Annotated in this window: 15 protein-coding genes; 11 read left to right on the forward strand and 4 right to left on the reverse strand. The window is 68.5% G+C overall.

The window, feature by feature from the left end:
- The coding region (locus ON29_RS04270) for an enoyl-CoA hydratase-related protein (protein ID WP_245548817.1) at window positions 1-421 on the reverse strand (421 nt) is incomplete at its 3' end.
- A 127-nt stretch (window positions 422-548) separates the two neighbouring features.
- Between ON29_RS04270 and ON29_RS04275 the strand changes: the two genes are divergently transcribed.
- Window positions 549-1,787 (forward strand): TetR/AcrR family transcriptional regulator, encoded by a 1,239-nt coding sequence (locus tag ON29_RS04275; protein ID WP_040864832.1) that lies wholly within the window; start codon window positions 549-551, stop codon window positions 1,785-1,787.
- 9 nt (window positions 1,788-1,796) lie between these two features.
- Here ON29_RS04275 and ON29_RS04280 read toward each other — a convergent pair whose 3' ends face one another.
- On the reverse strand, window positions 1,797-3,323 hold the full coding sequence (locus tag ON29_RS04280) for an aldehyde dehydrogenase family protein (protein ID WP_083863233.1): 1,527 nt from the start codon (window positions 3,321-3,323) through the stop codon (window positions 1,797-1,799).
- Window positions 3,324-3,687: 364 nt separating this feature from the next.
- On the opposite strand from ON29_RS04280, the gene ON29_RS04285 reads away from it, so the two are divergent.
- The 3 genes from ON29_RS04285 to ON29_RS04295 are packed head-to-tail and all read left to right on the forward strand — an operon-like array spanning window position 3,688 to window position 6,367.
- Window positions 3,688-4,671, forward strand: coding sequence for an ATP-binding cassette domain-containing protein (locus ON29_RS04285; RefSeq protein WP_040864878.1), 984 nt, complete (start codon window positions 3,688-3,690; stop codon window positions 4,669-4,671).
- Entirely contained in the window at window positions 4,668-5,492 is an 825-nt protein-coding gene (locus ON29_RS04290) for an ABC transporter permease (RefSeq protein ID WP_040864833.1), read from the forward strand. The genes ON29_RS04285 and ON29_RS04290 overlap by 4 nt, the downstream gene beginning before the upstream one ends.
- Complete coding sequence (locus ON29_RS04295) at window positions 5,489-6,367, forward strand: ABC transporter permease (protein WP_040864834.1); 879 nt, start codon at window positions 5,489-5,491, stop codon at window positions 6,365-6,367. The genes ON29_RS04290 and ON29_RS04295 overlap by 4 nt, the downstream gene beginning before the upstream one ends.
- 27 nt (window positions 6,368-6,394) lie before the next feature.
- Here the strand turns inward: ON29_RS04295 and ON29_RS04300 are convergent, their stop codons facing one another.
- Entirely contained in the window at window positions 6,395-7,591 is a 1,197-nt protein-coding gene (locus ON29_RS04300; RefSeq protein ID WP_040864835.1) for a lycopene cyclase family protein, read from the reverse strand.
- 228 nt (window positions 7,592-7,819) lie between these two features.
- On the opposite strand from ON29_RS04300, the gene ON29_RS04305 reads away from it, so the two are divergent.
- Genes ON29_RS04305 through ON29_RS04315 form a run of 3 tightly spaced genes read left to right on the forward strand, consistent with a single transcriptional unit; the run spans window position 7,820 to window position 10,481 of the window.
- Window positions 7,820-8,824, forward strand: coding sequence for an alpha/beta hydrolase (locus ON29_RS04305; RefSeq protein WP_040864836.1), 1,005 nt, complete (start codon window positions 7,820-7,822; stop codon window positions 8,822-8,824).
- 17 nt (window positions 8,825-8,841) lie between these two features.
- Complete coding sequence (locus ON29_RS04310; protein WP_051174853.1) at window positions 8,842-9,777, forward strand: alpha/beta fold hydrolase; 936 nt, start codon at window positions 8,842-8,844, stop codon at window positions 9,775-9,777.
- A gap of 50 nt (window positions 9,778-9,827) precedes the next feature.
- Complete coding sequence (locus ON29_RS04315) at window positions 9,828-10,481, forward strand: ATP-binding cassette domain-containing protein (RefSeq protein WP_051174854.1); 654 nt, start codon at window positions 9,828-9,830, stop codon at window positions 10,479-10,481.
- Between the two features lie 53 nt (window positions 10,482-10,534).
- Here ON29_RS04315 and ON29_RS04320 read toward each other — a convergent pair whose 3' ends face one another.
- Entirely contained in the window at window positions 10,535-11,011 is a 477-nt protein-coding gene (locus ON29_RS04320; RefSeq protein ID WP_040864837.1) for a hotdog fold domain-containing protein, read from the reverse strand.
- Window positions 11,012-11,443: 432 nt separating this feature from the next.
- Between ON29_RS04320 and rpsJ the strand changes: the two genes are divergently transcribed.
- From rpsJ to rplW, 4 genes are read left to right on the forward strand one after another with little or no spacing between them, the layout of a single operon-like run.
- Window positions 11,444-11,749, forward strand: coding sequence for a 30S ribosomal protein S10 (gene rpsJ, locus ON29_RS04325; protein WP_003938093.1), 306 nt, complete (start codon window positions 11,444-11,446; stop codon window positions 11,747-11,749).
- A 14-nt stretch (window positions 11,750-11,763) separates the two neighbouring features.
- Window positions 11,764-12,429, forward strand: coding sequence for a 50S ribosomal protein L3 (gene rplC / locus ON29_RS04330; protein WP_040864838.1), 666 nt, complete (start codon window positions 11,764-11,766; stop codon window positions 12,427-12,429).
- Window positions 12,426-13,100 (forward strand): 50S ribosomal protein L4, encoded by a 675-nt coding sequence (gene rplD / locus ON29_RS04335; protein WP_040864839.1) that lies wholly within the window; start codon window positions 12,426-12,428, stop codon window positions 13,098-13,100. Before rplC ends, rplD begins: the two co-directional genes overlap by 4 nt.
- Window positions 13,097-13,402 (forward strand): 50S ribosomal protein L23, encoded by a 306-nt coding sequence (gene rplW / locus ON29_RS04340; protein ID WP_011207266.1) that lies wholly within the window; start codon window positions 13,097-13,099, stop codon window positions 13,400-13,402. The genes rplD and rplW overlap by 4 nt, the downstream gene beginning before the upstream one ends.
- Window position 13,403 lies beyond the last annotated feature (1 nt).

Below are 13,403 nucleotides of genomic sequence, written 5' to 3' on the forward strand. Positions count from 1 at the left end.
GGAGTCCTCGCTCGCGTACACCAGGTCGGCGGCCAGCGCGATGCCGACGCCGACGCCCGCCGCGGCGCCCCGGATGCGACGTGATCACCGGGACCGGCGCGCCTACGATGGCGCGCACCAGCCGGTTCGCCGCGTCCATGACCATGTCCGAGGTGATGCCGCGTTGCGCCTCGTCCGCGCTCGCCGACAGATCGGCACCGGTGCAGAAATCGCCGCCCTCCCCGGTGAGTACTATCGCCCGCACCGCGCGGTCCTCGGCCGCCGCGCGGAAGGTATCGCCGAGCGCGACCATGGTGTCGTAGTCGATGGCGTTCTTCCGCTTCGGGTTGGTGATCGTGACCCGGAGCACCTTGCCGGCCTGGACCGCCGTGAACTTGGCGGCGGCGGGGGCGGCTGGGGCCGCGGAATCGTTGTTGCTCATGTTCGCTCCTACGCTGCAATTCGGCGGACGCCAGGCCGTGAATAGTGGTTAACTTTGCGAATTGTGGTTAACTTAGGTTCCAGTGTCGGGCGCTGTCAACCAGCGCCGCCGGAGAACGGAGAGGTGCATGGTCGCGGATCGCAGCGAGGTCGACCTCGCTCCCGCGCGGCCCGAACCGGGCAGCAGGACCGGCGCCGAGGGCGCGCCGTCGGTGCGCCGGCGTCCGAAGGACCGCAAAGTCCAGATCATCCGGGCGGCCGCGCGCGCGTTCAGCGAACGCGGGTACTACCCGGTGGGCGTGGACGAGATCGCCGCGGAGGTCGGCATCTCCGGTCCCGCCCTCTACCGGCACTTCACGAACAAGTACGCGCTGTTGGTCGCGGCCGCCGAGGAGGGCGCGCGGCACCTGCTGACCGTCGCCGAGTCGGCCGACGACATCCGGCTGGACCCGGTGCGGCGCGCGGACGCGCTGATCCGCGCGATCAGTGAGCACACCGTCGAGATCCGCCGCGAGGCCGGCCTCTACCGCTGGGAACGGCGCTATCTCGAGCGCGATGACCGGATCCGGATCAGGAAGATCTACGACGACCTGAACAACACCCTCGCGGCGCCGATCGCGCTGCTGCGACCCGAGGCCCCGCCCGCGGACGTGGCGATGCTGGCCGCGGGCGTGCTCAGCGCGATCGCCAGCATCGCCGCGCACCGCACCGCGCTGTCCAGCGCTCGGCTGCTTCCGCTGCTGCACCAGATGTCCTGGGCCATCCTGCGCACCGAACTGCCTCCCGCCCCGGTCGAACCGGATCCCGGCCCGCCCGTGCGCGGCATCCCGGTCACCTCCAAGCGCGAACAGCTGCTCACCGAGGCCATCCGGATCTTCGGGCGGCAGGGCTACCACGAGGCGAGCATCGAGGAGATCGGCGCCGCCGTCGGCATCAACGCCTCCAGCGTGTATCGGTACTTCGCGAGCAAGGCCGACCTGCTCGCCGCGGCGTTCCATCGCACCGGCGATCGGCTGGCCATCGCGATCACCGAGGCGCTGGCCGAGGCGACGAGCCGGCCCGACGCCGCGCGGCGCGTGGCCGACCGCTACGCCAGATTGAGTTTCGCCATGCCGGAGATCATGGCGGTCTACTACGCCGAGTTCGGCAACCTGCCGCAGTCCGAGCAGCACAAGCTACGCGCCATTCAGCGGCAGAACGTGCTGGAGTGGGCCAACCTGCTCGACGGCGACTCGGTGGAGGCGCGCTTCCGTGTGCACGCCGCCATCAGTCAGGTGATCGATGTGGGCAGGCTGATCCGATTCGATTCCCGCCCCGCGCAATTGGCCCGGGTCACCGCGCTCATGGACGCGGTACTGCTCGACTAGCCGTCCGCGTCAGGGACGGCGGCCGTGCCGGATCCGGAAGATCGCCCTGGCCACGCGGAGATGGCGCGGATGCCGATCGAACGTGGACAGGTTCACCGGCGCCTGGTAGCGCTTGCGGGTGATGGCCAGGGTCCGGCTGAACTCCCGCAATCCCTGGTCGCCGTGGCTGTGGCCCTGGCCGTATTCGCCCACTCCCCCGAAGGGCAGTGCGGGAATGCCCGCGTAGGCGGTCGAGGAGTTGATGGTCACCACCCCGGCGCGCAGTTGCTCGGCGAACGCCTCGATCTCGTGCACGTCCCTGGTGAACACCGACACCGCGACATCGGTGCCCACCGCGTTGATCCGCTCGGCGGCTTCCTCCATGCTCGCCACCTTGTTCACGATGAGCACCGGGCCGATGCCCTCGCCCGTGATCGCGATGCTCTCCTCCGGCACCTCGGCCAGCACGATCGGCTCGATGTAGGGGTCGCGGATCGAGTCCAGACCGCCGACCACCGCGCGGCCGCCGCGGGCCACCGCGTCGCGCACCTGCCTGCGCACCACGTCGACCTGCGACTCCATGATCATCGGGCCGTAGGACGCCTTCCGGTCCGCACCCGGCCGCAGCTTGCGGGCCTGCTCCGCGACCAGGTCGAGGAAGCGGTCGTAGACCGACTGGGCGACGTAGGCCCGCTGGATGCCGGTGGCGTTCTGCCCGGCGTTGGCCATCGCGCCGAACACGGCGGCCTCGGCGGCGTCGTCCAGTTTGGCGTCGACGTGCACGACCATGCTGCCCTTGCCGCTGCGCTCCACCACGACCGGCGTCATGGTCTGCGCGCACACCGAGATCACCTCGCGCGCGTCCGCCTCCGAACCGGCGTAGGCGATCTTGTCGACCTTCGCCCGGCACAGCGCCGTACCGGTGGCGTTGTCTCCCGTGACCACTTGCAGCACCGGTTGGTTCGGCGCGAGCCGCGACCAGCTGTCGGCCAGCCACACGCCGACGCCGGTGGTCAGTTCGTGCGGCTTGAACACCACGGCGTTGCCCGCCGCCATCGCGTAGGCGATCGAGCCCATCGGGGTGAACACGGGGTTGTTCCACGGGCCGAGCACGCCGACCACGCCGAGCGGCAGATAGCCGACCGAGGCCCGCTGGTTGCGGGTGAGCCAGCTGGAACCGATGCGCCGTCGGTCCAGCGCGCGTCCTGCGTTGCGCGCGGCCCAGTCCAGGTTCTCCACCGCGAGCATCACCTCGATCGCGGCGTCCGCCTCCGGCTTCCCGGTTTCCTCGCACAGGAGGGAGACCAATTCGCCGGAGCGCCGGGCGATTTCGCGTTTCCAGTCCAGCAGCCACCGCTTCCGGTTGCCGAAACCTAGCTCCGCCCACCATTTTTCGGCCGAGCGAGCCGCGCGCACCGCGCGATTCAGCTCGGCCGCACCCATTACGGCGTAGTTGCCCACGACCTCGCCGGTGCGCGGATCATAGGACGTCAGCACGTTCGTTCGGCCCGTTCCTCCCGGACGCGCCGCCAATCGTGGCTGCGCGGACTCGGCCATGATCACCTCTCGCAGTGTCGAAACCGGCGTGCGGACCACTGAACGGGCCCACAGCCGCGGACGAGTGAGTGTTTTCCCCCGCAAAGCAGACTATGGTCTGGCGCGGCGGGCCGACAAGGCTCGGCCGTCGGCTCGCGGCCGCACCGGATCGCGCTCACCAGCGTGGATCCCTTGCGCGGCCGACGGGCAGCGAGAAATGTGAGTAAGGACACAATGGGCGCGCGCTGCTGCGGGTACCACGCGCGACGCGAAGCCCCGCGCGATCGGGCCGGTAACATCACGCCGAGCGCGACGGATCACCAATCCGAGCGTGCGCCTGCGCTCGGGCGACCTGGTCGCCGCACCGGCCGATAGTGGAGAGTTGATGCCGAGTTCCAACCAAGCAGATTCGCATGCGGGTGACCCAGCGGTCCGGGCAACGGACGTCCGCAAGTCGTTCGGCGATGTGCATGCACTGCAAGGCGTCAGCTTCGTCGCCGAACGCGCCTCCGTCCTCGGCATCCTCGGCCCCAACGGCGCGGGCAAGACGACCATGGTGAAGGTGCTCTCCACGCTGCTGCGCCCCGACTCCGGCACCGCCGTCGTCGCCGGGTACGACGTGCTGAAGGACCCGGCCGGCGTGCGCCGCTCGATCATGATGACCGGTCAGTACGCGGCGCTGGACGAGAACCTCTCCGGGCGGGAGAACCTCGAGCTGTTCGGCAGGCTGATGGGCTTGGGCAAGACCGCGGCCCGCAAGCGTGCCGACACCTTGCTGGAGGAATTCGACTTGGTGAGCGCGGGCCGCCGCGCCGTGCGCCACTACTCGGGCGGCATGCGCCGCCGCGTCGACATCGCGTGCGGACTGGTGGTGCGCCCCGAGGTGGTGTTCCTGGACGAACCGACCACCGGCCTCGACCCGCGCAGCAGGCAGGGCGTCTGGGACCTGGTGACCGCGCTGAAGACGCAGGGCATCACGGTGCTGCTGACCACGCAGTACCTGGAGGAGGCCGACGTCCTCAGCGACAACATCATCGTGATCGACAAGGGCACGGTCATCGCCGAGGGCACCGCCGACGAACTCAAGGAGAAGACCGGCGGCAGCTACTGCGAGGTCGTTCCGCTGGATCCGAAGAAGCTGCGCACCGCCGCGTACGCGCTGGGCGATCTGGTGCCGTCCGCGGTAATGGCCGACCTGAACGGCGGCGACCGCCTGTCCATCCCGGCGCCGGAGGGCGCCGCCACGCTGACCGAGGCGCTGCGCAGGCTCGACAGCGCCGGCGTCGACCTGGCCGACATCGCGCTGCGCCGCCCCTCGCTCGACGACGTGTTCCTGTCCATCACCGGCCACTCGGGCGGCCACGCGTGACCGCTGCCACAGCCCCGGAGCACGTCCAGGCCGATGTGAGGTTGTTCGCCGAACTCCCCGCGGCGCGGCTGTCGTCGTTCGCCCAGTGGCGCGCGCTGACCGGCCGCATCGTCCGCACCATGGCGACCAAGGGCGAGCTGATCGTCGCGATGATCACGCCGCTGATCTTCACCCTCGGTTTCTACCTGCCGCTGCGCTACGTGATGAAGATCCAGGGCGTCGACTACGCCCAGTACGTCATGCCGATCATCGTGTTGCAGACCATGGCCTTCACCATGATGTCCAACGCGCAACTGGCCGCCTTCGAGGCCATGACCGGCCTGAGCACCCGCCTGCAAACCATGCCGATCGGGATCCTGGTGCCCTTCACCTCCCGCATCTGCGCCGGTCTGGTCCGGTCGGTCACCTCGCTCACCGCGGCGGTGCTGTTCGGGCATCTGATCGGCTTCCGCTTCGTCGCGGGCGTCGGCCAGGCCGTGCTGTTCTGCGCGTTCTCCCTCGCGGTCGGCACGGTGCTCGCGATCGGCGCCGACGGGCTCGGCAGTCTGACCAAGAGTCCGGAATCGCTGAGCCAGGCGCTGACCCTGCCGACGCTGATCTTCGGCATGCTCTCCTGCGGGTTCGTGCCGGAACGCAACTTCCCGGAGTGGATTCGCCCGTTCGTGCGCAATCAGCCGATCTCCCAGTTCTCCTTCGCCTTGCGCGATATGGCGGCCGACGGGGTGACCTGGCAGGTGCTGTGGGTTCCGCTGGTGTGGTTGATCGGGCTGGCGGCGGCTTTCGTCCCGCTGGCGATCTGGGCGAGTGTGAGGCGGTCATGAGTTCGGTGGAATCGACCGTGGAGCGCACCGCCGACCGGGCCGAGGAGCCCGAGTCCCGCGCGACCGAACCGCTGCCCGTCGTCCGGGCGCGGCCGGAAGGGTCGCTGGTCACCTGGGTGGCGCAGAGCCTGATCCAGTGCAAGCGACTGCTGCTGGTCTGGGCGCGTGATCCGGCGACGACCATCCAGACGCTGGTGTATCCCGCGCTGACCTTGGTGATGTTCTACATCGTGCTGAACAAGCCCGTCTCCGGAGCCACCGGCATGCCCGCCGTGTACGGCACGGTCCCGCTGTTGACCTTGGTCGCGGCGATGTCCGGTGCGGTGGTCAGCGCCCTCGGATTCAAGACCGAGAAGATGACCGGGCTGCTCGGCCGGTTCTGGACGATGCCGGTGCACCGTGCGGCCGGATTCACCGGACGCCTGCTCGCCGAGGCCATCCGCGTCCTGGTGACCACGGCATTCGTCGTGGCGGTCGGCCTGCTGCTCGGTTTCCGGTTCGGTCAGGGGCCGGTCGCTGCGCTGGCGCTGATCGGCATCCCGGTGCTGTTCGGAGTCGCGTTCGCCGTGCTGGTCACCGCACTGGCCACCGTGTCCGAGGGCGTGATGCTGGTGAACATCATCGGCATGATCAGCACGCTGCTGATGTTCTTCAACTCGGGGTTCGTCCCGGTCTTCGCCTACCCGGTCTGGTTGCAGGACGTGGTGGCGAATCAGCCGATGAGTTGCGCGATCGACGCGATGCGTGGGTTGTCCTACGGCGGGGCGGTGGCCGAGCCGCTGCTCCAGACGCTCGCCTGGACGATCGGGATGATCGTCGTCTTCGCCTACCCCGCGGTCAGGGGATACCGGCGGGCCGCGGAGACGGGGCCCTAGCCACCGGTGTACCGCCCGCCGGCCCGGTCACCGGGTCCGGCGCTCGGCCTCTTCCCGCGGTTCGGCGAAGTCGTAGTCCAGCCAGCGGTCCCGATTCCGCCAGCCGACCAGGTCGTAGCGCCAACGGAACGGCCAGGTGTGCGCGACCGTGCCGAACAGCACCGCGCCCAGGGCGGCGTAGTCGTCGTGCGCGGTCAGCAGGGCGCGCTGCCCGCGCGGGGAGGCGCTGAAGAACGCGTCGAACATGGCGATGGACTGTTCGGTGGTGAGTCGGCCGAGGCCGTAGAGGCCGCGCATCCGCATCCAATACACCAGTCGCGCGCGCGGTGGCCAGAGCGCGGCGATCGGGTCGCGGCCCTGGCGCAGCGCGGTGATCGCGGTGTCGACCAGCGCCAGTGAGTCGGCGACGCTGTAGCCCGTGCACGGGTGCATCATGCCGCCGCGTGAACCGAATGGGATCGCGCGCGCCGCGCCGCGCCGTGGCGGCGGCTGGTCGAGCGGATAGTGCGCCGCCTCGCTCGGTTCGGCGCCGGTGAGCCGGATGCCGTGCGCGGCGAGCCGTTGGAGCGTGCGTTTGCGCAGTTCGTGCTGCGGCATGCCGCCCCGCAGGCCGAGGCTGGTCTCCTCGAAGATCACCGTTCCATCGCCGAGCGGCACCGCGTAGAGGAACGACGGCGGCTCCTGCGGCCCCGCGCCGTTCTCCGGCCGCCAATCCAGCAGCAAGCCCTCGCCCTCGCCGATCATCGGCGCGGCCGTCTCGGCGTCGACGAAGATGCCGTGCGCGCTCGCGGCCCGGCGGCGGCCGAGCGTGGGCAGCCCACGGGTGTCGAACACCGCGCTCGCCCGGTGCACCGTGCCGTCGGCGAGCTCGACCTCGCGCGCGTCCACCCGGGTGGCGCGGCCCGCGACGACCGTCGCGTCGTCGAGCGGAAGCGCCGCGTGCAAGCCCGGCTTGGACAGCACGCAGTAGGGCCGGTCGATGCGATGCTCGGTCTTCGTCCAGACCGTGGGCGCGGGAATGGTGGTCGCGATGACCGTGGACGGCAGCCACTCCGGCAGCTCGTCGACCCAGCAGGAGAAGGTGGGCGGCCACAACCGATCGGGGCGGGGGTCGATCGCGGTCACCGACAATCCGGCGCGCATGGCGCGGTGCGCGAGTGCCCGCCCGGTGGGGCCGAGCCCGACCACGCACACATCGACTTCCCGGCCCGCGCTGACACCCATACCGGCATTCAATCCGCTCGGCCGATGCGAGCGCAACTATTCGCGGCGTGCGAGACCGAGTAATTCGGGTCTCGCATTTTCCGGATCGAGCCGAGCCGGTGGGAATCGCGTTTTCGCGCATGCCCCCAGAATCGGTGGCCCAGCAACTTCAGTCGTGAATCGGCTCGACGCGCACCATAGCCTGGGCTCGGAACGCGACGCGTTCCGGTATTCGGGATAAGGGGAGTCATGAGAGGAAGCCACCTCCGCCGGCTGGTGTTGCCGGCGGCCGTCGTCGGCGCTGTCGCATCGGCAATGGTTTCGGTGTCGGCGCAAGCGACGCCCGCGAAGTCTTCCATCGTTTCCGTGCAGGAGCACGATGCGCGGAACCTGACATTGACGGTGCATTCCGCCGCCATGGATCTCGATATCCCGGTGGAAGTGCAGCGCGCCGCGGACACGAGTGTTCCCCGGCCCGTGTTGTATCTGCTGCTCGGTGCGGCCGGTGGCGTCGACGGCTCCACTTGGGCCACGAAGACCGATGCGATGCAATTCCTCGCGGACAAGAACGTGCACGCGGTCACGCCGATCGGCGGCATGTTCAGTTATTACGCGGACTGGCAGAAGGACGACGCCAGGCTGGGACGCCAGAAGTGGAAGACCTTCCTGAGCGGCGAACTGCCTCCGCTGATCGACTCGTACCTCGGGACCAGCGGGCGCAATGCCCTCGCGGGGTTCTCGATGTCGGGGACCACGACCCTCGCGCTCGCCGCGACCACGGGTGATCTGTTCTCCAGCGTGGCCGCCTACAGCGGTTGCGCGCAGACCAGCGATCCGGTCGGCCGCGAGTTCGTCCGGCTGACGGTCGAGGAATGGGGTCTCGCGGAAATGGACAACATGTGGGGACCCGCGGGCGACCAGCAATGGGTGGCCAACGATCCATACGTGCAGGCCGAGGGTCTGCGCGGAAAATCCATCTACATCGCCAGTGGGAATGGCATGCCCGGCGTCTACGACCAGTACGGCGGAAAATATTCGCTGAACGGTCCGTGGGGTTTCGCCAATCAACTGGTGGTCGGCGGCGTCATCGAGGCGGCCACCAATTATTGCTCGCACAATATGAAAGACCGGCTGGAGGGCCTCGGCATTCCGGCGCGATACAACTTCCGCCCGGAAGGTACTCATTCCTGGGGCTATTGGGAGGACGCGCTGAAGGACTCGTGGCCGACTCTCGCCGGTCCATTGGGAATCTGATTCGTCGGGAAAAAGAGATGCCTATTCGCTCCCGGGCCGCGCGAGTCGTCGGTCTGCTGTTGGTCGCGGCCTGCGCGGCACTGTCGCACGCGCCGAGCGCGGGCGCCGCACCGGAGACACCGGCGCTGGACGGCGCCAACGATTGGTCGTGCACGCCCACCGGGGCACGGCCGGAGCCGGTGGTGCTCGTGCACGGCTCGGGCACCGATATCGGCCGCAGTTTCCCCCTGCTCGCGCCCGCCATCCGGGCCGAGGGGCATTGTGTTTTCGCCGCGAATCTCGGTGCCGCTCCGGGTGTGGTCGACGCGGTGAGCGGGCAGACCGGCTCCAGTTCCACCGGCATCGGGCCGATCGGCGCGGCATTGCTGGGTCGGGCGGTCTACGGCGTGGCCGACATCGATCGGATGGCGGTCGAACTCGCCGAAGTCGTGCGGTCGGTGCGGGAGACCACGGGTGCGAGCCGGGTGGCGCTGGTCGGCCACTCCACCGGCGGCACCGTGATCCGGCAATACCTGCGCGCTCGCGGCGCGGAGGCGGTGTCGCGGGTGGTGACGCTCGGCACCCCGTACCGGGGCACGACCTGGGACGGACTGCGCGCGGGCTACCCGGATCTGGCCGCACTCGGCCTGGGCAACGCGCAGATCGCGGCCCAGGTCTTCGGAACTCCGGGGCAACAGCAGGTGGTCGGGTCACCGCTGCTGAACCGGCTGAACGCGGGAGGCGAGACCGTGCCCGGTGTCCGGTACACGGCCATCGCCTCCCGCGCCGACCGAGTGATCACGCCGCAGGACACCGCCGTGCTCGTCGCGCCCGCCGCCGCCGATCGCAACGTCTGGTTGCAGGACGGATGCCCTGGCGACACCGCCGACCACAGCGGCATGCTGGAAGACCCGCGCGCCGCCGCGGCCGTGCTCTCCGCACTCGCCGGAGACGAGCGAGCGTTGCCCTGCTGATCCAGACCCGGGCCGGACACGATCATTCGAGACGAAGATGGAGAACCGCGGTGGGTCTCGGCATTACCTGTAGGGGTCTGCGCCGCGAATTCGCGGGAGTCGTCGTGGTCGACGACGTGACATTCCGTGCTCCCGCGGGCCGAGTCACCGGCGTGGCCGGACCGAACGGCGCGGGAAAGACGACCCTGTTGTCGATGCTCGCCGGTCGATTGCGGCCGCACCGAGGACATTTGCGAGTGGAGGACGCCGATCCGAGCGTCGAACCATGGGTGGTCCGATCCAGGGTCGGCTGGGTTCCCGACGTGTACGAAGGCGCCGAGACCTGGTCGATCCGGGAAGTGGTGGAGTATTCCGCGAAAATCGCCGGTCACACCGGAGCCGCGGCCGGCGAATTGGTCGATCGGGCATTGCATCTCACACGTTTGACGGATTCGTCTTCGACGCCCGTTCTCCGTCTCTGCCGGAGCGAGAAGAAGTGGCTGGGGCTGGCGGTGGCGCTGGCCGCCGGTACCGCCGCGCTCGTGCTGGACAACCCGATGGCCGATTTGGACGACGAAGGTCGGCGCTATCTGTCCGGAACGCTGCGAGCCCTGGCCCAGCAGGGTATGACGATCGTCGTTTCGGCTTGTGCCGAAGAGGACCTCGCCGGATGCGCGGAGGAGATTCTGCGCATCGATCACGGTCGGGTCGTCGCTACCGCGTGACGGCTCGATCCCGGCGCATTCGCGGCTTTCGCGCGCCGACCGCGGGCTCGTGGCTACTTGGGCGTGACCCAGGTGGTGATATCGGCGTGCACGACCTCCAGGCCGTGCTTGTCGTAGATCGATACCGGCACCACGATCTCGCGGCCCTCGATGATGGTCGCGAAATCCGGGAGTTCCGGCAGCTTCGCGACGGCCCGCAGCGCGGTCTCGGCTTTGGCCAGGTACCGCACGTTCATCGCCTTGGGAATCCACCGGTGCGTCGAAGGCACCGTCGCCTCGCTGAGCATGCCCATGGCGACCTCGGCCAGATTGCACGCCGCGATGGCGTGAAAAGTGCCCAGATGATTGTGGATTCCGAACCACTTCGGCGAGGTCACCTCGCACAGCCCCGGTTCGAGCCGGACCACGTTCGGCAACACGGTGCCGAAGTAGGGCACCCGGGCCACCATCCCGAGCGAGAACAGGGCGTGCCCCAGCCGGTTGTCGGGCAGCTTCTTCCACCCGCGGTAGGTCGCGGTTTCGTTCGCCATACGCGTATCTTACTCAAAAGTAAGTTTCTCGACACCCCACCGATTTGAAGTGACTCCCGGGGGTCGTGCATACTGTTCGGGTTGCCCTGCACCGGGCCATGTCTGTTTCCCAGTGAAGCGGGTGGTCGGGCGGGGCGAGCAGTACCCCATCATGTACCTCGCCGGGTTTCCGGCGTGGGTACGTCCGGGACAGTGTTCCAGGTCTGAGACGCAGTGCGATCCGAGGCCGAGGAATGAGCGGACGGGCGACACGCCCGACCGCGTGGACCGGAGAACCATGACAGATGAACAGCGGCGAGATCGGGCGTGCCCGGTCATGAGTCTCCACTGAGACGTCTTCGTGTGTTCGGGCTGTGCAAATGAGGGTGGTCCAGTGGACCGGCGTAGCCGGCTTCCGGATCACGAAGGAAAGCGGAGAAAAGGACACTTAGCGTGGCGGGACAAAAGATCCGCATCAGGCTCAAGGCCTATGACCACGAGGCGATCGACGCATCGGCGCGCAAGATCGTGGAGACGGTGACCCGCACCGGGGCACGCGTCGTCGGCCCGGTGCCGTTGCCGACCGAGAAGAACGTGTACTGCGTCATCCGTTCGCCGCACAAGTACAAGGACTCGCGCGAACACTTCGAGATGCGTACGCACAAGCGCCTCATCGACATCCTCGACCCGACGCCGAAGACGGTGGACGCGCTCATGCGCATCGACCTGCCGGCCAGCGTCGACGTCAACATTCAGTGACGGGGACTCGAGACATGACTGACAACAAGAACAGGCCGGCCGCCGGCATCCTGGGCACCAAGCTCGGCATGACCCAGGTCTTCGACGACAAGAACCGCGTCGTTCCCGTGACCGTCATCAAGGCCGGGCCGAACGTCGTCACCCAGATCCGCACCGAGGAGCGCGACGGCTACAGCGCCGTCCAGGTCGCTTTCGGTGCCATCGACCCGCGCAAGGTGAACAAGCCGGTCTCCGGCCAGTTCGCCAAGGCAGGCGTCACCCCGCGCCGCCATGTCGCCGAGATCCGCGTCGCGGACGCCACCACCTTCGAGGTCGGCCAGGAGATCAGCGCCGACGTGTTCGAAGAGGGCAGCTACGTCGACGTCACCGGCACCAGCAAGGGCAAGGGCTTCGCGGGCACCATGAAGCGCCACGGCTTCCGTGGCCAGGGCGCCTCGCACGGTGCGCAGGCCGTGCACCGTCGTCCGGGTTCGATCGGTGGCTGCGCCACCCCCGGACGCGTGTTCAAGGGCATGCGCATGTCGGGCCGGATGGGTAACGACCGGGTCACCACGCAGAACCTCTCGGTGCACAAGGTCGACGCCGAGAACGGCCTGCTGCTGATCAAGGGAGCGATCCCGGGTCGCAAGGGCGGCGTCGTGATCGTCAAGAGCGCCGTGAAGGGTGGTGCGCACGCATGACCAGCCTCGAGAAGAAGGCCAACCTGACGCTGCCGGTCAAGGAGATCGGCGGCAAGACCAACGGCACCGTCGATCTCCCCGCGGAGATCTTCGACGTGACCGCCAACATCGCGCTGATGCACCAGGTCGTCGTGGCCCAGCAGGCCGCGGCCCGCCAGGGCACGCATGCGACCAAGACGCGTGGCCAGGTCTCCGGTGGTGGCAAGAAGCCGTACCGGCAGAAGGGCACCGGCCGCGCCCGCCAGGGTTCGACCCGCGCGCCGCAGTTCGCCGGTGGTGGCACCGTGCACGGCCCGCAGCCGCGCGACTACACCCAGCGCCTGCCCAAGAAGATGAAGGCCGCCGCCCTGCGTGGCGCCCTGTCCGATCGGGCTCGCAACGAGCGCATCCACGTGATCACCGAACTGGTGGCCGGCCAGACCCCGTCCACCAAGACCGCCAAGAGCTTCCTGGCCGAGTTGTCGGACCGCAAGAAGTTCCTGGTCGTGGTGGGCCGCGAGGACGTCGCCGCGTGGAAGAGCCTGGCGAACCTGCAGAACGTGCACCCGATCGCCCCCGACCAGCTCAATACCTACGACGTCCTCAACAGTGACGAAGTGGTGTTCAGCGTCGAGGCGCTCAACGCGTTCGTGCACGGCCCGGCCGAGGCTGCACAGGAGGAGAGCAAGTGACCACCATCGCCGACCCCCGCGACATTCTGCTGGCGCCGGTCATCTCCGAGAAGTCCTACGGACTGATCGAGGAAGGCACCTACACCTTCCTGGTGCACCCGGACTCGAACAAGACGCAGATCAAGATCGCCGTGGAGAAGGTCTTCGGTGTGAAGGTGACCAGCGTCAACACCGCCAACCGTCAGGGCAAGCGCAAGCGGACCCGCTTCGGTTACGGCAAGCGCAAGAACACCAAGCGCGCGCTCGTGACCATCTCGGCCGACAGCAAGCCCATCGAGATCTTCGGAGGCCCGGTCGCGTAAG

This window comes from Nocardia exalbida NBRC 100660 (assembly GCF_000308575.1).
Classification (GTDB): domain Bacteria; phylum Actinomycetota; class Actinomycetes; order Mycobacteriales; family Mycobacteriaceae; genus Nocardia; species Nocardia exalbida.